General features: G+C 64.6%; 19 protein-coding genes and 1 tRNA gene. 9 read left to right on the top strand and 11 right to left on the bottom strand.

Features of this window, described 5'->3' with window-relative positions; all coding sequences use genetic code 11:
- The 4 genes from QAT43_RS06495 to QAT43_RS06480 form a co-directional block, all read right to left on the bottom strand.
- On the bottom strand, positions 1-515 hold a 515-nt coding region (locus QAT43_RS06495; protein ID WP_305042236.1), incomplete at its 3' end, for a PqiC family protein.
- A complete protein-coding gene (locus tag QAT43_RS06490) occupies positions 512-1513 on the bottom strand; it encodes an MlaD family protein (protein ID WP_305042235.1) in 1002 nt (333 codons plus the stop codon). The genes QAT43_RS06490 and QAT43_RS06495, both read right to left, overlap by 4 nt.
- Positions 1510-2289, bottom strand: coding sequence for an ABC transporter ATP-binding protein (locus QAT43_RS06485; RefSeq protein WP_305042234.1), 780 nt, complete (start codon positions 2287-2289; stop codon positions 1510-1512). The genes QAT43_RS06490 and QAT43_RS06485 overlap by 4 nt, the downstream gene beginning before the upstream one ends.
- A gap of 19 nt (positions 2290-2308) precedes the next feature.
- The gene (locus QAT43_RS06480) at positions 2309-3454 is read right to left on the bottom strand and encodes an MlaE family ABC transporter permease (protein ID WP_305042233.1); all 1146 of its coding nucleotides are present in this window, start codon (positions 3452-3454) and stop codon (positions 2309-2311) included.
- Here QAT43_RS06480 and QAT43_RS06475 point away from each other — a divergent pair.
- On the top strand, positions 3453-4850 hold the full coding sequence (locus QAT43_RS06475) for an MFS transporter (protein ID WP_305042232.1): 1398 nt from the start codon (positions 3453-3455) through the stop codon (positions 4848-4850). The two genes, QAT43_RS06480 and QAT43_RS06475, sit on opposite strands and share 2 nt — an antisense overlap.
- A 65-nt stretch (positions 4851-4915) precedes the next feature.
- Here QAT43_RS06475 and QAT43_RS06470 read toward each other — a convergent pair whose 3' ends face one another.
- Positions 4916-5488, bottom strand: a complete 573-nt coding sequence (locus tag QAT43_RS06470) for a BPSL1445 family SYLF domain-containing lipoprotein (RefSeq protein WP_305042231.1) — start codon at positions 5486-5488, stop codon at positions 4916-4918.
- Between the two features lie 143 nt (positions 5489-5631).
- On the opposite strand from QAT43_RS06470, the gene QAT43_RS06465 reads away from it, so the two are divergent.
- Entirely contained in the window at positions 5632-6198 is a 567-nt protein-coding gene (locus QAT43_RS06465) for a hypothetical protein (RefSeq protein ID WP_305042230.1), read from the top strand.
- A gap of 10 nt (positions 6199-6208) precedes the next feature.
- Here the strand turns inward: QAT43_RS06465 and QAT43_RS06460 are convergent, their stop codons facing one another.
- Both QAT43_RS06460 and QAT43_RS06455 read right to left on the bottom strand, forming a co-directional pair.
- Positions 6209-7282 carry an ADP-ribosylglycohydrolase family protein gene (locus QAT43_RS06460; RefSeq protein ID WP_305042229.1) on the bottom strand — a complete coding sequence of 358 codons (1074 nt, stop codon included), beginning with the start codon at positions 7280-7282 and terminating at the stop codon, positions 6209-6211.
- A 132-nt stretch (positions 7283-7414) separates the two neighbouring features.
- A tRNA-Phe gene (locus QAT43_RS06455) sits at positions 7415-7490 on the bottom strand.
- Positions 7491-7881: 391 nt separating this feature from the next.
- Between QAT43_RS06455 and aroF the strand changes: the two genes are divergently transcribed.
- From aroF to QAT43_RS06430, 5 genes are all read left to right on the top strand, one after another.
- The gene (gene aroF, locus QAT43_RS06450) at positions 7882-8901 is read left to right on the top strand and encodes a 3-deoxy-7-phosphoheptulonate synthase (RefSeq protein ID WP_305042228.1); all 1020 of its coding nucleotides are present in this window, start codon (positions 7882-7884) and stop codon (positions 8899-8901) included.
- 86 nt (positions 8902-8987) lie between these two features.
- Complete coding sequence (locus tag QAT43_RS06445) at positions 8988-9248, top strand: hypothetical protein (protein ID WP_305042227.1); 261 nt, start codon at positions 8988-8990, stop codon at positions 9246-9248.
- 183 nt (positions 9249-9431) lie between these two features.
- Positions 9432-11030 (top strand): phosphoglycerate dehydrogenase, encoded by a 1599-nt coding sequence (gene serA, locus QAT43_RS06440; RefSeq protein ID WP_305042226.1) that lies wholly within the window; start codon positions 9432-9434, stop codon positions 11028-11030.
- Between the two features lie 340 nt (positions 11031-11370).
- The gene (locus QAT43_RS06435; protein ID WP_305042225.1) at positions 11371-13095 is read left to right on the top strand and encodes an acyl-CoA carboxylase subunit beta; all 1725 of its coding nucleotides are present in this window, start codon (positions 11371-11373) and stop codon (positions 13093-13095) included.
- A gap of 53 nt (positions 13096-13148) precedes the next feature.
- Positions 13149-16049: an ATP-binding protein gene (locus QAT43_RS06430; protein ID WP_305042224.1), complete on the top strand. Its 2901-nt coding sequence runs from the start codon at positions 13149-13151 to the stop codon at positions 16047-16049.
- Positions 16050-16184: 135 nt separating this feature from the next.
- On the opposite strand, the gene QAT43_RS06425 is transcribed toward QAT43_RS06430, so the two are convergent.
- The 4 genes from QAT43_RS06425 to QAT43_RS06410 form a co-directional block, all read right to left on the bottom strand.
- The gene (locus tag QAT43_RS06425) at positions 16185-16400 is read right to left on the bottom strand and encodes a hypothetical protein (protein ID WP_305042223.1); all 216 of its coding nucleotides are present in this window, start codon (positions 16398-16400) and stop codon (positions 16185-16187) included.
- A 347-nt stretch (positions 16401-16747) separates the two neighbouring features.
- A complete protein-coding gene (locus QAT43_RS06420) occupies positions 16748-17581 on the bottom strand; it encodes a 1,4-dihydroxy-6-naphthoate synthase (protein ID WP_305042222.1) in 834 nt (277 codons plus the stop codon).
- The gene (gene mqnB, locus QAT43_RS06415; protein ID WP_305042221.1) at positions 17578-18321 is read right to left on the bottom strand and encodes a futalosine hydrolase; all 744 of its coding nucleotides are present in this window, start codon (positions 18319-18321) and stop codon (positions 17578-17580) included. Before mqnB ends, QAT43_RS06420 begins: the two co-directional genes overlap by 4 nt.
- 46 nt (positions 18322-18367) lie before the next feature.
- The gene (locus tag QAT43_RS06410) at positions 18368-19480 is read right to left on the bottom strand and encodes a hypothetical protein (RefSeq protein WP_305042220.1); all 1113 of its coding nucleotides are present in this window, start codon (positions 19478-19480) and stop codon (positions 18368-18370) included.
- Between the two features lie 255 nt (positions 19481-19735).
- On the opposite strand from QAT43_RS06410, the gene QAT43_RS06405 reads away from it, so the two are divergent.
- A complete protein-coding gene (locus QAT43_RS06405; RefSeq protein WP_305042219.1) occupies positions 19736-20308 on the top strand; it encodes a helix-turn-helix domain-containing protein in 573 nt (190 codons plus the stop codon).
- A gap of 58 nt (positions 20309-20366) precedes the next feature.
- The gene (locus QAT43_RS06400; protein ID WP_305042218.1) at positions 20367-22022 is read left to right on the top strand and encodes an acyl-CoA mutase large subunit family protein; all 1656 of its coding nucleotides are present in this window, start codon (positions 20367-20369) and stop codon (positions 22020-22022) included.
- Positions 22023-22302 lie beyond the last annotated feature (280 nt).

Below are 22302 nucleotides of genomic sequence, written 5' to 3'. Positions count from 1 at the left end.
TCCGACTGGCGGCTCACCACGGGTGGGCCGCCTTTTTGCGTGACGATGTCCCAGTTGACCTGGAGGCGTGCCAGTTGGTCGGGGCCGCTGTCGAAGCGCAGGATGTCCAAGCGGATCTGGTGGCTGACGGCCAAGGCGCGCGGCCAGGGAAAGATTGCGATTTTGGGATGGCCGAGGAGCACGCCGAGATTTTCGGCCAGGGTGCGGGCGAAGTTTTCATTGAGAGGCTCGGCCCAGCGGGAAAAATCAGCCATCTGCATTTCATGGGCGCTGCGGCGCGTGACCAATTGCGGCCGGTCGAGATAGGCGGGGAAACGCAGCGGCCCCAGGCCCGGATGCATGCTGTCCGCTTGCCGGTCCAGGTCCGGCAGGGGCGCGTTTTCCAGGGCGGCCAGGGTGAAAAAGCGCGTGCTCTGCCGGGTTCCCTCGCCGAGGGACAGGCAGCCGGCGGGCAGGGTCAGCAGGGCCAGCAGAATCAACAAAGGCCAGGGAGCCGGGAGTGAAGCCTTGGTCATGGGCTGGTGCCTCCTTTGCCGCGCAGCAGCGCGTCGGGATGACGTTCGAGGTATTCGCTGAGGTCGCGCAGGGCACGCGCCGCTCCTGCCAGTTCGCCCAGGGCGCGTTCCAGCTGGACGTGCAGCAGGGACTCCTCGCCCAGGGTCTCGCCCAAGGTCGCCATGACGCGGCGGGTTTCCTCCAGGGCCTCCTGCCCGGCCTGGGCGGTTTGTCCCCATTGGGCCGCGAGGGGTTGCAGCTGGCCGTCGAGATGGGTCAGCAGGTCGCGCGTGGTTTTCAGGGTCGCGCTCAGTTCCCGGTCGGCGCGTTCCAGCCGCCCCTCCATGCTCCCCACCAGGGCCTTGACTTCCTCAAGGGTTTCGCCGACGCCGCGCAGGGTCTCGCCCAGTTGCGGCGAGCGGACGAACTGTTCGATCCCCTCCAGGGTCGCGACCAGCTTGTGGGCGATCTCGGCCAGGGGCAATTCCTCCAGGGTGCGGGTGAGTTCCTCGAAGCCCGAGGGAATGGTCGGCAGTTGCGGATAGGAGGTTTCCACCTCGGCGAACCGCGGCGGGCGTTCGGGGAAGAGATCGATGAGCACCAGCAACTGGCCGGTGACGAAGCTCTGCGACTGCAGCTGGGCGCGCAGGCCTTGGGCCACCATCAGGTCGATGAACTCCTGGGTGCCGATCTCCAGGGGGCGGTTGGGTCCCTGGTCCTCGCAGCACACCTGGGTGAAGCGGTCGGGCAGCACCTCGATGGTCACGGGAATGCGAAATGACAGGTCGTTCTCGTCGAACTCAATGCGGATATCGACCACGCTGCCGACCTGCACGCCGCGAAACATCACCGGCGCGCCCACGTTGAGACCCTTGACCGAGCCTTCGAAATAGAGGATGTAGCGCTCGGTGGGGCGAAAGAAATGGCCGCCGCCGAAAATGATCACCGCCGTGACCACCAGGGCCAGGGCCCCCAGCACGAAGGCGCCGACTAGGGCTGGATTGGCCTTTTTGCTCATGTCCGTCCTTCCTTGGCGTCGCGGGTGAGAAAGCGGCGCACGCTCGGCTCGCGGCATTCATCCCGCAGGGTGCGGGGATTGCCGCGCGCGATGAGCGTTTTGCTCTCGGCGTCGAGAAAGATGCCGTCGGTGCCGATGGCGAAGATGCTCGCCAGTTCGTGGGTGACCACCACCACCGTGGCGCCGAGGCTTTCGCGCAGCTCCAGGATCAGCTCATCGAGGCGGGCCGCGCTCACCGGATCGAGGCCCGCCGAGGGTTCGTCGAAAAACAGGATGTCGGGATCCAGGGCCAGGGCCCGCGCCAGCCCGGCGCGCTTGCGCATGCCGCCGCTGATCTGCGCCGGATAGAAATCGCCGAAGCCGGCCAACCCCACCAGGGCGAGCTTGAGCTCGACCAGATCCTTGATTTCCGCGGCCCGCAGCCGGGTGTATTCGCGCAGGGGCAGGGCGATGTTTTCCGCCAGGGTCAGCGAACTCCACAGGGCGCCGCTCTGATAGAGGATGCCGCAGCCGCGCATGATGGCCTCGCGTTCCTTGTCCTCCAGCGCCCAGAAACAGCGCTCGCCGTAGTAGATCCGGCCCGCCGCCGGCCGCTGCAGGCCCACCAAGTGCCGCAGCAGGGTGCTCTTGCCGCAGCCCGAGCCGCCCATGATGATGAAGATGCTGGCCCGTGGGATCTCGAAGCACAGATCCTTTTGGATCACCAGGTCCCCGTAGGCCAGGGTCAGGTTTTCCACGCGCAGGTGCGCGGCGCTTGGCGTGGTGTGATGCTCCATCAGCCGCTCCCTCCGCTGCTCAAATCCCCAGAATGTGAAAGATCACCGTCAGGACGGCGTTGGCGACGATGATCCAGACGATGGCGCTGACCACCGCCGCGGTGGTCGCCTCGCCCACGGCGGCGGCGCTGCGGCCGCACTGCATGCCGCGCAGGCAGCCGGCCACGGCGACGATGGCGCCGTAGGCCAGGGCCTTGATCAGCCCGGTGGCGAAATGGATCAGGGGCACGGCGCTCGCCGTCTGTTGATAGTACTGGGTGAGGGGCAGGTCGAACAGCCCCACGCCGACCAGCGCCCCGCCGAGAATGCCCATGAGATCGGCATAGACGGTGAGCAGCGGCACCATCAGCACCAAGGCGATGAGGCGCGGCAGCACCAGGAAATCCACCGGCGCCACGCCGAAGGTGCGCAGGGCGTCGATCTCCTCGTTGACCTGCATGCTGCCCAGCTGCGCGGCATAGGCGGCGCCGGTGCGCCCGGCCATGAGGATGCCCGTCATCATCGCGCCCATGTCGCGTGCCATGCCCAGGGCCACGGCGTTGGCGATGTAGATTTCGGCGCCGAACAGGCGCAGCTGCACCGCGCCGACAAAGGCCAGAATCACGCCCACCAGCAGGCTGATGAGGGTGACGATGGGCAGCGCGGCGATGCCCGCCTCCTGAAGGTGCAGCAGCAGATCCGAGGCGCGGAAACGCGCCCGCCCCCGCAGCAGGCGGGTCAGGCTGAAAAAGACCTCGCCGAAGAACACCAGGTTGTCGATGCTCTTGCGTCCCCAGAGCAGGGCGCCTTCGCCGAGTTCGTGGAGCAGCGAGGGTCGGCCCTCATCCTGACGGCTCCCCGGGCGCTCGGGCACCGCCGTCGCCAGAGCCAGCAGGCGCTGCACGCCTTGCGGCAACTCCTCGTCGCGGCAGGCGATGCCCTGGGCGGCGCAAAGGTCCCGAATCCGCAGCACGAACACCAGCAGCCGGCTGTCCCAGCCCAGCAGGCCGGCGTCGCGCAACACCACCTCGCGGGGCGCGGCGCCCAGGGCGGCACCCAACTCCGCGAGAGAGGGCAGCGGTTGGTCGCCTTTCCAGTCGCCAGCAAACGCCAGGATCAAACGGTCGTCCTCGCGCTGCCGGTGCAGTTGCGCCGGCGGGCCGGCGCTCGGGAGGGCTTGAGCCATGAAAAACCTCGTCGTGAGCCGCGATGATGAACTGGAAACATACCAGAAGATGCCGGAAGCACAAGACTTGCCGGCGGACTTGCGCGGCCCCGCCGGCCGGACGCCCTTTTTCCTTGGCCCTCGCCCGGGGATGGGCTATGAATGGGGCTCTCATCCGATCGCGGAGTTCGCACCCATGTCCCTGCCGGTGATGCTGCTGTGGCGGCTGTTTGTTCCCTTCGCCTTTGCCTATTTTCTCTCCTACCTGTTTCGCACCGTCAATGCGGTCATCGCCCCGGATCTGGTGGCCGAACTGGGGCTGGAGCCGGCGTCCCTGGGCCTGTTGACCGCCGCCTATTTTCTCGCCTTTGCCGCTTTTCAACTGCCCCTGGGCCTGCTCCTCGACCGCTTCGGTCCGCGCCGCGTGGAGGCGGCGCTGCTGCTTGTCGCCGCCGCCGGCGCCCTGCTCTTTGCCCGGGCCGAAAGCCAAGGCGGGCTGCTGCTGGGGCGCGCCCTCATCGGGCTGGGGGTCTCGGCCTGCCTCATGGCGGCCTTCAAGGCCTTCAGCCAGTGGCTGCCGACGGAGCGCCTGCCCCTGGCCAACGGCATTCAGATGGTGGCGGGCGGCCTGGGGGCCCTGGCGGCGACGGCGCCGGTGGAAGCGGCGCTAAGTCTGACGGATTGGCGCGGGGTGTTTCTGCTGTTGGGGATGCTGACCTTGGCGGCGGCCCTGATGCTGTTTTTCGTCGTGCCGGAACGCTCGGGGGATGGTCCGCGCGAGACCCTGACCGAACAGTTGCGCGGCCTGGGCGGGATTCTGCGCGGCGCGGCCTTCTGGCGGATCGCGCCCTGGGCCTGCGCCGGGCAGGCGGCCTATCTGAGCATCCAGGGGCTCTGGGCGGGGCCCTGGCTGCGCGAGGTGGGCGGCTATGACCGGGACGGGGCGGCCCTGGTGCTGCTGCTCATCGCCGCGGCCATGACCCTGGGCTATTTCTTTTTCGGCGCCCTCGCCGAGCGCCTCGGTCGGCGCGGCATCGCGCCCATGCGGGTGGCCGCGGCGGGCATGCTGATCTTCATGCTGGCGCAGCTGCTCCTGGTCGTGCCGCTGCCCTTCCCCGCCCTGCCCCTTTGGCTGCTGTTCGGCTTCAGCGGCACCGCCTGCATCCTGCCCTACGCCGCCCTGTCCCAGGCTTTTCCCCGGCAGCTCGCGGGGCGCGTCAACACCAGCCTCAACCTGCTGGTGTTCAGCGCCGCCTTCGCCGCCCAATGGGGCATCGGCGCCATCATCGGCCTCTGGGTCGGCAACTTTGGGGAAAGCGCGGCGGCCGGTGGTTACGCGTCCGCCTTTGGCGCGATGCTGGCTTCGCAGGCCCTGGCGGCGCTCTGGTATCTACGGCCGCCCGCGGGCCGGAATTGATCTGCAACCCTTCACCAGAAAAGTCCGCCGGCACCGCGTCCCTGGGTGCCTGGGAACCCCTCAGCCTAATCCTTGCTCTTGTCGAGCTTGGTGAATTTGGAGCCGCGCAGGGAGACATCGGCCATCAGCCCCTTGACGTCGAAGACGAAGGCGACGATGGGGTCCTTGACGGTGGTGCTGTCCAGGCGGTGGCCCGCGCCGATGTCGATGATGGCGATGTTGCCGTCCACTCCGGCTTCCCAGCCCTGGCCGGCGCGGAACTTGGCGAGGGCCTCCTCGGTCATGAAGGCAATGATCATGTCCTTGGATTGAGCGCCGATCTGCAGGCCGTAGGACGCGGCCACGATGTTGTAGTAATCGACGGTGCGCCCCTTGACGCGCAGCGCCCCTTCCCCGTATTCCCCACCCACCACGAAGGCGGCTTTTTTCACCCCCGGCATGACCAGCAGGCCCTTGGCCGTGGCGGTGAACTCCCTGGCGCCCTCGACATCGCGATAGAAACGCTCCAGTGTGACATCGACGCTGGTGTCGATCTCTTTCGCCGTGGCCGCCGACACCGTCTGCACGCCGGCCAGGGCGACAATCAGGCCGAACAGCGCGGCCAGACCTAAAATCCCTTTGCGGAGAGGCTTTTTCATGATCCAACCCCCTTTCTGATTGTGAAACCACTTTATCGCCGGCGTCGCGTTTTGCAAGCCGCCGGGTATCCTGGGCTTGCTCAGGCGGTTGTCGCAGGCGAGGCTGCTATACTGGAGAAAAAGCAGGTGCGAGGAGGCTTACGATGAAGGGTTATCTGTTGCTGGCCACGCTCGTTGCGCTCTTCCTGGCGGGTTGCGCCGTGGGACCCAAATTTCCGCCCGTGCCGGACGCGGCGTTCAGCGCCCGGGGCATAGAAACCATCGCCGTCCAGCCCATCGTGTTTCGCGATTGGGGCCCGACGACCTACTGCGAGCGCGACATCGAAAATGCTCTGCGGTTCCATCTGCTCCGCGACCTGAAAGCCAAGGGCTATCAGGTGGTGCGCATTGCGCGCGCACCCCTGCCCCACAGCGGCCTGCCGGATCCCCTTGCCGACGACTCGCCGGCCAACATCCTGAGCCAGACGCCGGAGGGCGCCGATGCGGTGCTGGTGGTGTGGATCGATCACTACAAGCAGTTCGGGCTATGCGACGCGGTTCGCTTTCGCTATCTGGAGATGAGCGCTTCGGCGATCCTCTACAGCCTGCCGCAGGGCGAGGAAATCTGGCGCAACCGTGCCACGGTGGGGGATTACACCGGCACCGAGCCGGTTTTCCATGTCACCCATCACCTGCCCTGGCAGCTGCTCCTGACCCTGCCGGAGCGCTGAGGTTTTGGTCTTAGGCCTTGGCCGCCAGGGCGCGGGAGAGCTCCAGCAGCGCGGCGCTTTGCGCCAGGCCGTCGACCAGGTGGCGCGGGAGGGCGGAAAGTCCGACCTGGGCGCCGACCAGGGCGCCGGTGAGCAGGGCGCGGGCCTGGTTCTGCCCGCCGCCGTTCACCGCGTGGAGCACCGCCGCCTCGAAATCCCCCGCAAAGCACGCCGCCAGATAGTAGGCCGCCGGTAGCTGATGGTAGATGGCGCAGGGCATGCCGTACACCAGGGACACTTTCCACGCCGGTTCGATGCGGATCTCGGAATCGGCGGCGGCCCGCGCCACGCAGGAGGGCGTGAGCAGGGCATCGGGCGAGGCGAAGCGCCCGGCGCGCGGCGGATCGGGATCCCCTGGACGCGGCGGCTGCAACTGGTCGCGGGTCACCGCATGAAAGGGCAGCGCGCCGCTGCTCACCAGGTCCATGAGCTTGCCGGAAATGTGGGCGTCGAGGGCATGGCCCTGGACCAGCAGGCCCAGCACCGCGCCAAACGCCACGGTCATGGACACCACCGTTTCATCGCCTTGGGTGAGCACCGTGTTGGCGGCCACGGCCTCGGCCAGCCGCGCGGGCTGGCGCGCGTAGCGCACGGCGATGGCCAGGGTGCGCTCGATGGCCTCGGTGGTGTCGGCATGGCCGCCGGTCTGGCCCCAGGGCAATTGCTGTCGCACCCGGCGCCGCCAGGCCTCGCGGATCGATTGGCTGGTGTAGCCGCCCGGCCCGGCGACCGGCGTGCCGTCGAGCAGGGGAAAGAGTTCCTCGTCCATGCGCCGGCAAAAGTCGGCCTCGTCATAACCGCCGCATTCCACCAGCGAGCGCAGGGTCAGGGCGAGAATGAACCCCGCCTGGGACAGCTCCCCGGCCTTGAGCCCGGCATGATAACGATGCGGCAGAGGCGTCGTGTAGCCGCTGATCCAGGGGCCATGGTCACGGCGCAGCTCTTCCAGATCGTAGTACCAGTGCGGCCCCACGCCCAGGGCCTCGCCGATGAACGCCCCCATCAGGGCTCCGGCGGCACGGTCTTGCAGGGTGGTAGGAATCATGGCGGGTTTCCCCTTGGGTTTGCGAGTGAGGGGCTTTTCACCCAAGCATAGCAGGATTTATGGGGAGGCGATCCGGGAGGCGGGGAAAAAGAAAAGGGGCCGCGCCTTAAACGCAGCCCCTTGATTCCTAAGTGGTGCCCAGAGCCGGAATCGAACCAGCGACACGTGGATTTTCAGTCCACTGCTCTACCGACTGAGCTATCTGGGCAAGTGAGGCCATGTTTATACGCAAATGCCCCAAGCCTGTCAAGGAGAAAAATGGTCGCGATTTTGCCGCTGTCGATTTTGCCTCTTGCCATGGGGTGGCGGATGTGCTTAAACTTTTGCCGTTGCTTTTCACGAGAGGGTGCCCGGTGCGCGCGATCAGCTTTCGCTTTTTTGGCTTTTCCTTTTGGTACGGCTTTTTTAGGCCGTCTGCCCGGGGGAAAGGTCTATCGGCGTAAGCACCAGGCCGAAGGATTCACAGACCAATCAACCATGGGCAGACGGCACGGCGTCTCCCATGGTTTTCCTTTTCCGCGCAATGGATCGGGACAGGCCGCCGGGAGACCTCGGGCGGCCTGTCCGCATTTCAGGCATGTGCCGGAAGGAAGTCAGCCATGATCATCGTCATGAAGCAGGGGGCCGGGCGCGATGCCCTGGCCGAGGTCAAGAAACGCATCCGCGAGCTGGGCTACAAGCCGCATGTGATCCACGGCGCGACGCGCGACGTCATCGGCGCGGTGGGCGACGAACGCGGCAAGACCGTGTTGCAGTCCCTGGAATCCATGCCCGGGGTGGAGAGCGTGGTGCCGATTCTCAAACCCTACAAGCTCGCCAGCCGCGAGGTGCGCCCCGAGCCGAGCCGGGTGGAGCTGGCGCCGGGCCTGGAGATCGGCGGCGAGGAGCTGGTGGTGATGGCCGGCCCCTGCTCGGTGGAGAGCGAAGCGCAGATCCTCGAGTCGGCGCGCGCGGTCAAGGCGGCTGGAGCCCGGGTGCTGCGCGGCGGCGCCTTCAAGCCGCGCACCAGCCCCTATTCCTTCCAGGGCATGGAGGAGGACGGCCTCAAGCTGCTCGCCCAGGCCCGCGAGGAGACGGGCCTGCCCATCGTCACCGAGGTGGTCAACCCGCGCGATGTGGAACTGGTGGCGCGCTATGCCGACATCATGCAGGTCGGCGCGCGCAACGTGCAGAACTTCGCCCTGCTCAAGATGCTCGGCCAGCTGGGCAAGCCGGTGCTGCTCAAGCGCGGCATGGCCACCACCATCCAGGAATTCCTCATGAGCGCCGAGTACATCCTCTCCGAGGGCAACCAGCGCGTGATTCTCTGCGAGCGCGGCATCCGCACCTTCGAGACCGCCACGCGCAACACTCTCGACATCTCGGCGGTGCCGGTGCTCAAGGAGCAGACCCATCTGCCGGTGCTCATCGACCCCTCCCACGCCACCGGCCACGCCGGCTTGGTGCCGTCCATGTGCTACGCGGCGGTGGCGGCGGGCGCCGACGGGCTGATCGTTGAGGTCCATCCCCACCCCGAAACCGCCGCCAGCGACGGCCCCCAATCCCTGCGCCCCGAGCAGTTCGCCGATATGATGAAAAAGCTTGCGGAATTCGCCCGCGTGGCGGGAAAGAAACTTTAAAGGCTGTCCTTTGTCCCTGGTCCTTAGCCCTTTGTATTAAGGGCTTTGAACCAGGGGCAAAGGACAATGGACAAAGGACAGCTCCTATGTTTTTCATTCCCCTCAATCAGGTCGAAAGCGTGGAACTGGTGGTTAATGCGCTGAAAATGGCGGGCGGTGCGGCGGATTGCACCACCTGCCCGGCGTATCGCGTGTGCATGAAGCAGTGCCTGGGCATTGCCGCCGCCGTGGAGAAGATGATCGCCGACGGCAGCCTGCCCAGCCTCGGCGAGGAGCCGGTGGCACAAACCACACCCACTGCCGAGACCGAGGAAAAAAAGGCCCCCGGCCTCAAGGTCATCAAATAGGGACGACGCATGCGTCGCCCTGGGCGAGGCAGCGCCTCGCCCCTACCCCCCATCCTGCCTGCCCGCGCCTGTCTACGGCGTTGACAGCCCCGCGCAAAGGGTCTAGAATTCCGCCTTTGCGAAAGAATTCCCCAGGCGTGCGGCAGAATGATCCGCCGCGGACGCCGGAAACGAGGGTGGTCCATGAAGGTCCTGATTACCGATGAAATTTCCCAGGAAGGCCTGCAGCCCCTGCTCGATGATCCGCGCATCAGCGTGGACGTCAAGCTCGGCCTGCCCGTGGCCGAACTGCACCGCCTCATCGGCGGCTACGACGCCATCATCACCCGCAGCGGCACGCGCGTCGATCCGCCCCTCATCGACCATGCCCGCCAGCTCAAGATCATCGCCCGCGCCGGGGTCGGCATCGACAACGTCGATGTGGAGTACGCCAGCAAAAAGGGCATCATCGTCGTCAACGCGCCCTTCGGCAACACCAACTCGGCGGCCGAGCACACCCTGGCGCTGCTGCTGAGCCTGTGCCGCAACGTGACTCTGGCCAACCCCAGCCTCAAGGGCGGCGAATGGAAGCGCGCGCCCTTCACCGGCCATGAGCTCAAGGGCCGCACACTGGGTGTTATCGGCCTGGGCAAGGTCGGCGGCCGCGTGGCTCTGCGCGCCAAGGCCTTCGAGATGGAAGTGCTGGCCTGCGATCCCTACATTTCTGAAAAGCGCGCCGAGGATTTCGGCGTCAAGCTGGTGCCCCTGGAGGACATCGTTCGTTACGCCGACGTCATTTCCGTGCACACGCCCCTCAATGACGAAACCCGCGGCATGATCGGCGATGCCCAGTTCGCCGGCATGAAGGACGGCGTCATCGTCGTCAACTGCGCGCGCGGCGGCATCATCGACGAGGCGGCCATGCTCTCCGCCCTGGAGAGCGGCAAGGTACTCGGCGCGGCCTTCGACGTGTTCAGCGAGGAACCCCCGGAGTCGGAAACGGTGAAGCGGCTCATCGCCCACCCGCGCATGATCGTCACCCCCCATCTCGGCGCCAACACCTTCGAGGCGCAGAAGAACGTGGCGGTGGACGTAAGCCGCGAGCTGGTCAACTACCTCGACGGACGGCCCATGGAAAACGCCGTCAACATCCCGCGTTTCGATCCCGACCTCATGGAGCACATGCGGCCCTTCATGGGGCTGATCAGCCAAATGGGCGAATTTCTCTCCCAACTCGCCCCGGCCAATCCCGACAAGATCATCTTCACCTACACCGGCAAGCTGGCGCGCTACGACTGCGCGCCGCTCACCGTTTGCGGCCTCGCCGCCCTGCTCAACCGCCAGACCGAGGTCGAGGTCAACATGGTCAACGCTCGCCTGGTGGCACGCACCATGGGCATCGCCGTGGAGGAGGTGCGCACCACGGAGACCGAGTCCTTCTCCAACCTCGTCACCCTGGCGATCCATACCCCCGAGGGCCGGCGCACCCTGGCCGGCACGCTCTTCGAGGGCATGCCCAAGATCGTCAAGATGCGCGACTTTCAGACCGATTTCACCCCCGAGCCGCACATGCTGGTGATCAGCTACGCCGACCGGCCCGGCCTGATCGGCAAGATCGGCACCATCCTCGGTGAGGAAGGGGTCAACATCGGCAACATGAACCTGGGCCGCCGCGCCAAGGCCGGCGAGGCCATGGTGGTGCTTTCCATCGACTCTCCGGCCGCTGACGCGGTGGTGGAGCGCATCGCCAAGGCCGTGGAAGCGAGTTTTCTCAAGCAGGTGCACATGACCACCGTGAAATAGGTTTGGCGCGCCTGGCAATTCGGACAAAAAAAGGGCTGTTCCCGCCGGGGACAGCCTTTTTTTCGTCTTTTCCGCGAAGGTTGGAGAAATTTAGCGACATCAGAAAAATAGAACAAAAGTTGGCCGAGAGATCTGGACAATTTTATCCTAAATAAAATTCTGCTTGACAATCGGGCGATATTTTAGTTTCGTTAGGGCTTTCAAGAAACAATGTTTTAGGTGGTTTTTTAAGGGTTTTCTGCCCGGGCGCCCGTCGGCCCGAGGCAGGGCCGGCCGCCGGCCCAGGCCGGATGAGGCTGTTCGTCAGGTTCGACACCAATTCATGTAGAGGGATGCCGAAATGTCCAAAAAAGCCGTCAAACCGTCCTTGCAAAATCCGTTTGATCCGCCCGAGAAAGTCGAGTTCACCATTCCTGGGGAGATTTCCCGCCAGACCGGCGCCTATGAAGAGGCGATGCAGGCCGGCTACGACCTGATCCAGCGGCCGATCAAGTCGGTGGAAGTCGGGCAGATTGAAAAACAGCACTTCAAGAAGCGCATGACGGTCTGGGAGCGCATCCGCGTGCTCACCGAGGCGCAGCCCAACATCCTTTTCCAGAACTGGGGCAAGAACCTCGACGGTGCCTCCCTGGTCACCGGCATCCTCACCATCAACGGCCGCGACGTCGCCCTCTACGGCCATGACTTCACGGTGCGCGCCGGTTCCATCGACGCCACCAATGGCCAGAAGCTCGCGCGTCTTATGTACATGGCCGGCGAGAAGGGCATTCCGCTCATCGGCATGAACGACTCGGCCGGCGCCTTCGTGCCCGCCGGGGTCGGCGGTCTCGATGGCTACGCCGAGGCCTTCACCGCCCTGCGCAAGATCAGCGGCGTGGTGCCGAGCATCATGTGCATGTTCGGTTTCAACGCCGGCGGCGGCAGCTACCTGCCGCGCCAGGGCAGCTTCGTCATTCAGCCCAACGACACCTTCTTCGGCCTCACCGGCCCCGGGGTGGTCAAGTCGGTGCTGGGCGAGGACATCACGCCCGAGGAACTGGGCGGCCCCAAAGTCCACGGCCAGTCGGGCGTGGCCGATCTCACCGTCACCGACGAGGTCGCGGCCCTGCGCACCGTGGTGCGCCTGTTGAGCTATCTGCCCGACAACAACAGCGTCATGGCTCCCTATCAGGAAACCAGTGATCCTCTCGACCGCAAGACCTGGGAGATCAACACCCTGTTGAAAAAAGCCTTCAATTCGCCCACTGGCTTCAACACCCCCTTTGATGTCTCCATCATCATCCAGCAGGTGTGCGACCACGGCGACTACTTTGAAATTCAGCCCGAGCGCGCCCGCGAGGTGGTCACCGCCTTCGGTCGCCTGGGCGGCCACGTGGTGGGCTTCGTCGCCAACAACTCGGCGGTGGCCTCGGGCCAGATCGACTGCGACTCGGCGGTCAAGATCGCGCGCTTCGTGCGCTTCTGCAACATCTACAACATCCCCCTGATCTTCATGGAGGACACCACCGGCTTTCTCCCCGGCCGCGAGCAGGAAGCGCGCGGCATCGTGCAGGCCGGCCGCTCCATGCTCGACTCCATCGTCGATGTGCGCACCCCGCGCATCCTGCTGATTCTGCGCAACGCCTTCGGCGGCGCCTACGCCTCCTACAACAACTACCCCACCGGTGCCGACCTGGTGCTGGCCCTGCCCACCACGCGCCTGGCGGTCATGGGCCCGGCGGGCAAGGAATTCGTCTACAAGGACGAACTGCGCAAGATCCGCGCCGCGGTGCCGGGCATGATCAAGATCGGCACCCAGGAGCGCGTGGCCGCCGGCATGAGCGGCGACGAGGCGAAAAAAGACGCCGAGAAGGCCGCCGCCGAGTGGCTCAAGGCCCAGGAAGCCGCCCTCAATCAGCGCTACGAGCGGGAACTGATGAATCCCCGCGAAGGTCTTGCCCTGGGCTCCATCTCCTCCATCGTCATGCCCACCGATCTGCGCAAGGTGCTGGGCGAGAATCTGGCCTTCTTCCTGCGTCATTATAAGCCCTCGCCCATGGGCGGCGTGCAGCGCGAGTTCCATTGATCGACGCGGCGTGAAATCCTGAACGTTAATGATCAGATTGGAGATAGAGACCCATGGCCCAAACCGTTGATTACTACCGCAACAATCCGCTGATTCACCGCGATCGCCGCCTGAGCCAGTCCACGTCCGCGTGGGTGCGCTCCTTCGCCTGCGAGGATCTCAAGCCCCTCATCGTCTGCCGCGGCCCCATCCGCAAGGAGGCCATGGACGTCTACGAGGAGATGGGCATCAGCCATTACGGCATTTTGCTCTCCGAGAAGGATTCCATCGTTTATCCCAACGCCCTGGCGCCCGAGCTGCGCCAGCTCACCGACTCGCGGCGCGTGCATCGCGTGCCCGACTACACCGGGGCGAGCAAGGAGGAGCGCGTCGAGCGCATCCACCAGATCATCCAGATCGCCAAGGACAACGGCTACGACTCGATCTTCGCCGGCTACGGCTTCATGGCCGAGGACGAGGAATTCGTCGCCGCCATCGAGAAGGCGGGCCTGACCTTCATCGGGCCCAACTCGCGCACCCAGGCCGACGCCGGCAAGAAGGACGAAGCCAAGCGCACCGCCCTGGAAGTCAACGTCAGCGTCACCCCCGGCATCAACAACGTGACGGCGCGCACCCTGCTCAAGAAGCATCCCACCCGCGCCAAGCTGCTCGCCCTGGCCGATGCCGAGGATCTGAATATCGACCCGGCCCTTCTCAAGGATGAAAAACTGCCCGTGGAAGAGCTGGCCGACGCCATCCTCTATGCCTCCTACGCCAAGGGTATCGATCTCTATTCCGTCGAGGAACTCAGCGCCCAGGTGCAGCTCGAAGTCGCCGATATGTTCAAGAACTATCCCGGCAGCCGCGTGCGCCTCAAGGCTATCGGCGGCGGCGGCGGCAAGGGCCAGCGCATTCTCGGCGCCTCGCTGCTCATGACCAAGAGCCCCACCGACAAGCAGATCGCCGAGGCCGCTGCCGAGGCGCCGACCATGGTGCGCGAGGTGCTCAACGAGGTCAAGGCGACCGGCGTCGGCGACAACAAGAACGTGCTCATCGAGCTCAACATCGAGCAGACCCGCCACAATGAGATCCAGCTGCTCGGCAACGGCGAGTGGTGCATCGCCCTGGGCGGCCGCGATTGCTCCCTGCAGATGCACGAGCAGAAGCTGCTGGAAATCTCCGTGACCCAGGAAGGGTTGGCCGCGGAAATCGAAAAAGCCAAGGCCGCGGGCCTCGGCGCCCAGGTCAAGGCCCTGGAGAGCGATCTCAAGGTGCTCAAGCGCATGGAGGAGGAATCCGAGCGCTTCGGCAAGGCGGTGGGGCTGGATTCGGCCTCGACCTTCGAGTGCATCGTCGATCGCGATCGCCACTACTTCATGGAGGTCAACACCCGCATCCAGGTGGAGCACCGCGTCACCGAGCTGGTCTACAGCCTCAAGTTCACCAACCCCAAGGACAAAAACGATTTCTTCATTGTCGAGTCCCTGGTCGAGGCCATGGCGCTGCTCGCCCGGCACAAGAAGCGCCTGCCGCGCCCCGAGCGCATCGCGCGCTTCGGCGCCGGCGCCGAGGCGCGCCTCAACGCCACCGACGCCTCCCTCTCGCCCCATGCCGGCGGCATGATCCGCTACTGGTCCAAGCCCCTGGAGGGCGAGATCCGCGACGACCAGGGCATCTGCCTGCCCAACCCCGACACCGGCATGTTCATGCGCTACAAGGTGGCCGGCGCCTACGACTCCAACATCGCCCTGATTCTCACCAAGGGCGCGGATCGCCGCGACAGCTACGAGAAGCTTGCCGAGGTGCTGTGCAAGATGACCATCCGCGGCACCGATCTGGGCACCAATCTCGAATTCCATTACGGTTTGGTCAACTGGTTCCTCGGCCAGAACGTCATGGCCAAGCCCACCACGCGCTTCGTCGTGCCCTACCTGACCCTGGTCGGCACCCTCAAGGAAGAGGCCAACAAGATTGATCCCGTCCTGGCCTTCCTGGAGATGAAAAAGCACTACGCCAAGCTGGTGAGCGAGGCTTTCGCCGACCAACCCGACGCCCTCAAGGGCGAGCTCAAGAACATCTCCGAGGTGCTGGACCGCAAGGGCACCCTGCTCACCCGGCCCATGGAGCGCTTGCTCGAGGATCCCCATCTGCTCTCGGGCTGGCTGAGCATCCACCGCCACAACTTCCGCATCGACGGCGGCAAGCTGGTGTGGCTGCGCAATCCCCTGGTGATCCTCGAGGAAACCTACGGCTACCTGAACATGAGCCACGATCCCAAGGCCACCGCCGCGGAGGTCATCTGGGATCACGACAACGACCTGCTGCAGAAGGGCCTGCGTTTCTACGCCACCCTGCGCGACAAATTCAAGCTCGACAAGGACGACTACTTCAAGCTCAACGAGATCCTGCACAAGGACAAGGCGCCCAAGGGCTTCGACGCCCAGACCTGGGAGCAGGTGCGGTCCGCCCATTTCGGTTTCGAGGCCGGCCTGGAACTGATCGGCATGCTGTTCCTGGTGGGCATCAACACCAATTTCTGGGATTTCCGCGTCGAGGACGATCTCGAGGTGACCATTCCCACCTACCTCAACGACCCCGACCTGCAGGCGCGCATGAAGAAAATTCTGGTGCCGCCGCCGGCGACCAAGGCCGACGAGATCGTGGCCATGTGCGGCGGCATGTACTACGGCCAGGAGGCACCGGGCCTGCCTGCCTTCGTTCACGAGGGCATGCACTTCGAGAAGGGTCAAGCGCTCTACATCATCGAGGTCATGAAGATGTTCAACACGGTGCGTGCCCCCTTCTCGGGCACCATCGACAAGATTCTCATCACCAGCGGCGACGGCACCATCGTCGCCAAGGGTCAACCGCTCTTCAAGATCACCCCGGACGAGAAATTCGTCGAAGTCGATCCCAAGGAGCTGGAGCGTGAGAAGCGCGCCCGCACCAGCGAATATCTCAAGGCGATTCTGTAAGGAAGGATGTCGCTCACGACAGGCGATTCCCCCGGGCCAGGCGCCCGGGGGAGGCCGCATCTCACAAAACAACCCTGCCCCTTGTGGCGGGGTTTTTTTGTGGGGTGCGCGGGGAAGAGAATGGTGGGGCGGGACTTACACCGACCAGGCGTAGTCGTCGCCTTCCACGCATTCCGCGGTGGCTTCCAGGAAGGACTTGGCCTGGGTATCCTTGACCATTTCCGTGGCGCCGTGGTTGACGGACCAGAGGGATCCGCAGACGGCGCAACTAAGGATTTCCTCGTCGAAGCCGTTGGTGCGCACGTCGATTTCGCTACGGCTTTCCGTGCTCTTGCACACCGGACATTTCATGATGAACCTCCTCTCCTTGCTTGGTATGGTGATGGCTGTCCCTGATTTCGCAACAATTCACTTAAGCAGGATAGCAAAGAATCGCCTCATTGCAATCGAAAAAACAAAAAAAGCGCAAATAAAACAATATGTTATCTTGTCGTCTTGTTTTGCTGGCTATACTCTTGTTTAAATTTTGACCCCGCCTCGCCCGGGGGTGAGATGTCTTTCCAGCAAGTTGCGTGTTTTTAACGTCGCAAATTTTTACGAAAACTAAACGGAAAAAAGGCGCGATAGGCGGGAAATATTGGACCAGGTGGGGGAACTTTTGCGAAGCAAAACCGCTTTTCGCGGGGGCCAATCGGCGCTCAGACGAACAGGGGCAGGGGGCAGGGGGGGATTAGGCCGCGCGCTTCGGCGCGCCGGAACAGTTGCCGGATGGCGGCCTCGCCCTCGGCGCCGAGATCGCGGGAGAAGTCGTTGACGTAAAGGGCGATGTGGCTTTCCATGACCGGATCGGCCAACTCCTGGGCATGGGCGCGCATGTAGGCGCGCGGTTCCTGGGGATGGGCGAAGGCGTATTCAAGGCTGCGGCGGATGCCCTCGTCGACCTGATGAATCAACGCGGCCCCAAGGTCGCGTCGGGCGAGGATGGCGCCCAGGGGGATGGGCAGGCCGGTTTCGCCTTCCCACCAGGCGCCGAGATCCGCGACGGCCACCAGGCCCTGGGCGGCATAGGTGAAACGCGACTCGTGGATGATCACGCCGGCGTCGACGCGGCCCGCGGCAACCGCCGCGAGGATCTGGTCAAAGGGCATCACGGCAAGATTTTCGTAGCCCTGCCCGTGGAGCTGCAGCAGCAGGTTGGCGGTGGTGAGGCGGCCGGGAATGGCAATTCTTTTGCCACGCAGTTCGGCCATGGACAAGGCTGAGCGCGCGACAACCAGGGGCCCGCAGCCGCGTCCCAGCGCCCCGCCGCTGCGCAGCAAGGCATAGCTGTGGCGCAGATGACCGAGGGCGTGGTAGCTGATCTTGGTCAGATCCAGCAGGCCTTGGCGGGCCAGCAGGTTGAGGGTCTCCACATCCTCGAGGCGCTCTTGGATGCGCACTCCGGGCAAGCTGACCCGGCCGTGGGTCAGGGCGTAGAAGATGAAGGTGTCATTGGGGCAGGGCGAGTAGCCGAGGCTCAGGGTGCGGCTCATGGGGACGGCTCCTCCGTGGGCAACGTCAGGAGCAGCTCCCTGACGGCCTGCTGGGCGGCGTCGACGGCACGCGGCAGATCCCAGGCGCTCAGGTCGCGCTCGCCGGTGAGGTTGGAAATGCCGCGAATTCCGACAAAGGGCACACCGAAGGCGGCGCAGATCTGCGCCACGGCGGCGCCCTCCATGGTTTCGCAGAGACCTTGCCAGCGTTCGGCGAGGGCGCTGCTGCGCGCCTCGCTCCCCGAGCAGGTGGAGACGGTGACGAAGGGTCCGGCCTGCCAGCGGCAGCGGCGTCGCGCGGCGGTGAGGGCGAGGGCGGCCTGCGCCCGTTCGCGCCAGCAGGCGCTCGCCGGCAGGCGGTTGTAGAGCTGGCCCGCGGCGCCCTGGACCAGGGCGAAGCCGAGATCCCCCATGTCGAGAAAGCCCCGAGAGGTTTCCGCCCCTTCGTCGCCCTGGATTTCCTCCGTGGACAGGGCCAGGTCGCCGACGTCCAGACCGCGACCGGGAAAGGCGCCGCCGCAGCCGAAGGAAATGACCAGGCGCGGCAGGGATCGCGCCAGGAGCAGCGCGGTGGCGGCGGCGGCGTTGGTTTTGCCGACGCCGCTCAGCACCAGGCTTACGGAGTGCCTGCCGATCCGGCCGTGAAACTGGGCGAAGCCGCCGGGCAGCTCGCCTCCGGCGTCCAGGGCGGCGCGCAATTGGTCGGTTTCCAGGGGGGTGGCGGCGATAAGGGCGATCATGGCCAAGGGTTTCCGGTGGTCAGGTCGCGGCGCGGCGCTCGGGGAACTAGCGGCGGTACCAGCCGCTGCGGATCAGGTCGCGGCGCAGCTCGGCGCCGGGGTTTTTCACCATCCCCTGATACCAGAAGTGCTCCGGGGACAGGCGCGCCGGTTCCTCGGGCAGGTCGATGCGCTTGCGCCGGTCGGTGAGAATCTTCTGGAAGCGCGCGTCGGTCTCGACGATGATATCGAGGATTTTCTCCCGCTGGGCTTCGGGCGCGCTGTCCAGCACGTATTGGATCACGTCGCGCAGTTTCAGGCCCTGGCGGTATTCCCAGAGATCGCCGGTGAAGCCGGCTTCGCATTCCAGGACAAAATCGTTCCAGTCGAAGAGCAGGTTGCCGAAGTCTTCCTCGGCGAACTCGGCATAGTCCCCATGGGCGGCGAGAATGTCCTCGATGATGTCCTGGTCGCGCTTGGAGAGAAAGAAGGAGAGGCTTTCCTCCACCGGATACATGTCGAGGGACTCGGTCAGGTCGCGGCAGAAGTTGAGATAATCGAGGTCGGGATTGGACAGGGGCTGAAGGTCCGTCGGCAGCTGCGGGCGCGGATGCCAGAGCAGCGACAGGTGGTCGTGGCCGAAATCGGTGGGAAAAAGCAGCTCGGGGTCATGGCGCAGACCGAGGCGGTGGAAGAGGTCGGTGACGCGGATATGGTTGCCGGTGAAGCAGGTCAGCACCTTCTCCTCGGAGTAGAACAGTTCCATGCCCTCGCGGTTGTTGGCCAGGCCGAAGCCGACGAAGCCGTCGTGAACCAGGCGCGTCAGATAGGGCTCGATGGCGGCGAACAGCTCGTCCAGGGGCAGATAGGGTGAATAATAGATGGTCGGCAGGGGCCGTTCCTCGCCGTCGGCGGTACGGCTGCCGCCGATCTGTTCCTCGTAGAACTCGAGGATGAAGAAGGCTTCGCCGCCGAGAAAGCGCGAAAATTCCTTGAACAGCTCGACAATGCGGCCAGCGCTCAGCACCGCGTGAAAGCGGTAGGCGTCACGGGAATTTTCCAGCAGTTCGTAGGTGTAGCCCTCGGTCTGGGGGTGTGGGCGGCCGGTGACCTGGTCGCACCAAGGGCGAAAGCCCAGGGGGTATTCAAAGGGGCGGGACGGGTGTTGCTGGTGGTTCATGAACGTCCTGGGGCCGGCGGTTTTGCGCCGCGGCGGAGAAATGCGGGCCTGAACCCAAGGCAAGAAGATAAAACGATTCGCCGCGCCAAGTCAACCGCTAGGCCGTCGCTGTAAATTTCACTAAAGATCGAAGCGCAAAAAGCTTGAAATGTCGATTTATTTTTGATAAAGCTTTTTAGCTTGAGTAAAAGCTGGCGTTGACAATTTCAACCACTTTCGCTATATCCGGGCGGAATCAAAAAAGGTTTTATATCCTTGTCCCAGACGATTGATTACAACATCGGCGAAAAAATCAAGAAACTGCGCAAGGCGCGCAAGCTCACCCTGCAGCAGGTGGCGAGCGAAACCGGCTTTTCGCCCGCGCTTATTTCCCAGATCGAGAACAATAACGTTTCCCCGCCCATCGCCACTCTCTCCAAGATCGCCAAGTTCTTCGACGTGAAGATGGGGCTGTTTTTCGACGAGGACGAGGTCGAAAGCAAGTACGAGGTGGTGCGCCGCAACGAGCGGCGGGTGGTGTCGCGGGTCATTTCCAAGTCCGGCACCGGCCACGGCTACACCTACGAGGCCCTGTCCTTCCGCAAACGCAACAAGAAGATGGAGCCCTTTCTGCTGACCGTCGGCGAGCGCGCCCAGGAAGAAACCCTCTACAGCCACGAGGGCGAGGAGTTCCTGCTGATCCTCGAAGGCTCGGCGGAACTGATTCTGGAAGATCAGCGCATCTCCCTCGATGAGGGCGACGCGGTTTATTTCGATTCGGCGGTCAAGCACCGCCTGCTGGCTCGCGACGACAGCGGGCTGCGGGTGCTGGCGGTGGTGACGCGCTGAGGCTAGGACACTTATCCCGGGGGCTGCCGCGCGCGCCCCGGCCGCCAAGGAGCAGGCCATGAGCATTCAGGACGAGAAAAAGCGCTGGGAAGAAAAAGCCATCAGCAAGGTGATCGCCAAGAATCCCGAGCGCAAACCGGCCTTCAAGACCACCTCGGATCTCGAGATCGAGCGGCTCTACGTGCCCGAGGGCGATGATCCGACCTACGCCGAAAAGCTCGGCTTTCCCGGCGAATATCCCTTCACCCGCGGCGTGCAGCCGACCATGTACCGCGGCCGCTTCTGGACCATGCGCCAGTACGCCGGCTTCGGCACCGCCAAGGAATCCAACGAGCGCTACCGCTACCTGCTCGAACAGGGCCAGACCGGCTTGTCCGTGGCCTTCGACCTGCCCACCCAGATGGGCTACGATTCGGACAGCGCCATGGCCGAAGGGGAGGTGGGCAAGGTCGGCGTCGCCATCGACTCCCTGGCCGACATGGAAATCCTTTTCGACCAGATTCCCCTGGACAAGGTCTCCACCTCCATGACCATCAACGCCACCGCCTCGGTGCTGCTCGCCATGTACATCGCCGTGGCCGAGAAGCAGGGCGTCTCCTCGCAGCAGGTCATGGGCACCATCCAGAACGACATCCTCAAGGAATACATGGCGCGCGGCACCTACATCTACCCGCCGCGCGAGTCCATGCGCATCATCACCGACATTTTCGCCTACTGCAAGGATCACGTGCCCCAGTGGAACACCATCTCCATCTCCGGCTACCACATCCGCGAGGCGGGTTCGAGCGCCGTGCAGGAAGTGGCCTTCACCCTGGCCGACGGCATCGCCTACGTCGAGGCGGCGGTCAAGGCGGGGCTTGATGTGGATGACTTCGCCCCGCGCCTGGCGTTTTTCTTCAACGCCCACAACAACCTGCTTGAAGAGGTGGCCAAGTTCCGCGCCGCGCGCCGCCTGTGGGCGAAGATCATGAAGGAGCGCTTCGGCGCCAAGAACCCGCGCAGCCAGATGCTGCGCTTTCACACCCAGACCGCCGGCTGCACCCTCACCGCCCAGCAGCCCGACAACAACATCATGCGCGTCACCATCCAGGCCCTGGCGGCGGTGCTCGGCGGCACCCAGTCCCTGCACACCAATAGCCGCGACGAGGCCCTGGCCCTGCCCACCGAGGAATCGGTGCGCATCGCCCTGCGCACCCAGCAGGTCATCGCCTACGAGTCGGGCGCGGCCGATTCCATCGACCCGCTGGCCGGTTCGTATCTGGTGGAGAGCCTGACGGATCAGATCGAGGCTCAGGCCGCCGACTACATCCGTCGCATCGACGATCTGGGCGGCGCCGCCGAGGCCATCAGCCGCGGCTTCCAGCAGAAGGAAATCCAGGATTCGGCCTACGGCTACCAAAAATCCGTGGAAGGCAACGACCAGATCATCGTCGGCGTCAACCGCTTCACCGTCAAGGAAGAGCCGCCCAAGGACCTGCTCAAGGTCAAGCCCGAGGTGGAAATCGCCCAGAAGCAGGCCCTGGCCGCCCTCAAGGCCGAGCGCGACAACAGCGCCGTGCAGCAGAAGCTGGCCGCCCTGAAAAGCGCCGCCCAGGGCAGCGACAACCTCATGCCCTTCATTCTCGACGCGGTCAAGGTCTACGCCTCCCTCGGCGAGATCTCCAACTGCCTGCGCGAGGTGTTCGGCGAGCACCAGGAGACGGTGGTGCTGTAAAGCGGCAAGGCAGATCAAAAAGAAGAGGGCGGGGCGCCGGGGAATTTTCCTCGGCGCCCCGTTCGCGTTTTGCGCTAGAATCCAACGGACAACGTCCCTCTCCCCTGGTGGGAGAGGGTCAGGGAGAGGGGGAATGGGCGCTGCGAAGGACGCCTGAGCTATCTTCACTTTAGCGGACACACCAATTACCCTAACGGGAACAGGAGGTGTGTCCATGAGCAATCGGCATTACGATCCAGACTTCAAGCGCGAGGCCGTCCGCATGGTGGTTGAAGACGGT

Source organism: Geoalkalibacter sp., assembly GCF_030604225.1.
Taxonomy (GTDB): domain Bacteria; phylum Desulfobacterota; class Desulfuromonadia; order Desulfuromonadales; family Geoalkalibacteraceae; genus Geoalkalibacter.
The sequence above is the reverse complement of the archived record's forward strand: the minus strand, read 5'-3'. Positions and strand labels throughout refer to the sequence as shown.

Bases quoted from the DNA above. Each gene is read 5' to 3' on its own strand.
- QAT43_RS06490 (WP_305042235.1), bottom strand. From the start codon at position 1,513: ATGAGCAAAAAGGCCAATCCAGCCCTAGTCGGCGCCTTCGTGCTGGGG.
- QAT43_RS06485 (WP_305042234.1), bottom strand. From the start codon at position 2,289: ATGGAGCATCACACCACGCCAAGCGCCGCGCACCTGCGCGTGGAAAAC.
- QAT43_RS06475 (WP_305042232.1), top strand. From the start codon at position 3,453: ATGAAAAACCTCGTCGTGAGCCGCGATGATGAACTGGAAACATACCAG.
- QAT43_RS06480 (WP_305042233.1), bottom strand. From the start codon at position 3,454: ATGGCTCAAGCCCTCCCGAGCGCCGGCCCGCCGGCGCAACTGCACCGG.
- QAT43_RS06470 (WP_305042231.1), bottom strand. From the start codon at position 5,488: ATGAAAAAGCCTCTCCGCAAAGGGATTTTAGGTCTGGCCGCGCTGTTC.
- QAT43_RS06465 (WP_305042230.1), top strand. From the start codon at position 5,632: ATGAAGGGTTATCTGTTGCTGGCCACGCTCGTTGCGCTCTTCCTGGCG.
- QAT43_RS06460 (WP_305042229.1), bottom strand. From the start codon at position 7,282: ATGATTCCTACCACCCTGCAAGACCGTGCCGCCGGAGCCCTGATGGGG.
- aroF (WP_305042228.1), top strand. From the start codon at position 7,882: ATGATCATCGTCATGAAGCAGGGGGCCGGGCGCGATGCCCTGGCCGAG.
- QAT43_RS06445 (WP_305042227.1), top strand. From the start codon at position 8,988: ATGTTTTTCATTCCCCTCAATCAGGTCGAAAGCGTGGAACTGGTGGTT.
- serA (WP_305042226.1), top strand. From the start codon at position 9,432: ATGAAGGTCCTGATTACCGATGAAATTTCCCAGGAAGGCCTGCAGCCC.
- QAT43_RS06435 (WP_305042225.1), top strand. From the start codon at position 11,371: ATGTCCAAAAAAGCCGTCAAACCGTCCTTGCAAAATCCGTTTGATCCG.
- QAT43_RS06430 (WP_305042224.1), top strand. From the start codon at position 13,149: ATGGCCCAAACCGTTGATTACTACCGCAACAATCCGCTGATTCACCGC.
- QAT43_RS06425 (WP_305042223.1), bottom strand. From the start codon at position 16,400: ATGAAATGTCCGGTGTGCAAGAGCACGGAAAGCCGTAGCGAAATCGAC.
- QAT43_RS06420 (WP_305042222.1), bottom strand. From the start codon at position 17,581: ATGAGCCGCACCCTGAGCCTCGGCTACTCGCCCTGCCCCAATGACACC.
- mqnB (WP_305042221.1), bottom strand. From the start codon at position 18,321: ATGATCGCCCTTATCGCCGCCACCCCCCTGGAAACCGACCAATTGCGC.
- QAT43_RS06410 (WP_305042220.1), bottom strand. From the start codon at position 19,480: ATGAACCACCAGCAACACCCGTCCCGCCCCTTTGAATACCCCCTGGGC.
- QAT43_RS06400 (WP_305042218.1), top strand. From the start codon at position 20,367: ATGAGCATTCAGGACGAGAAAAAGCGCTGGGAAGAAAAAGCCATCAGC.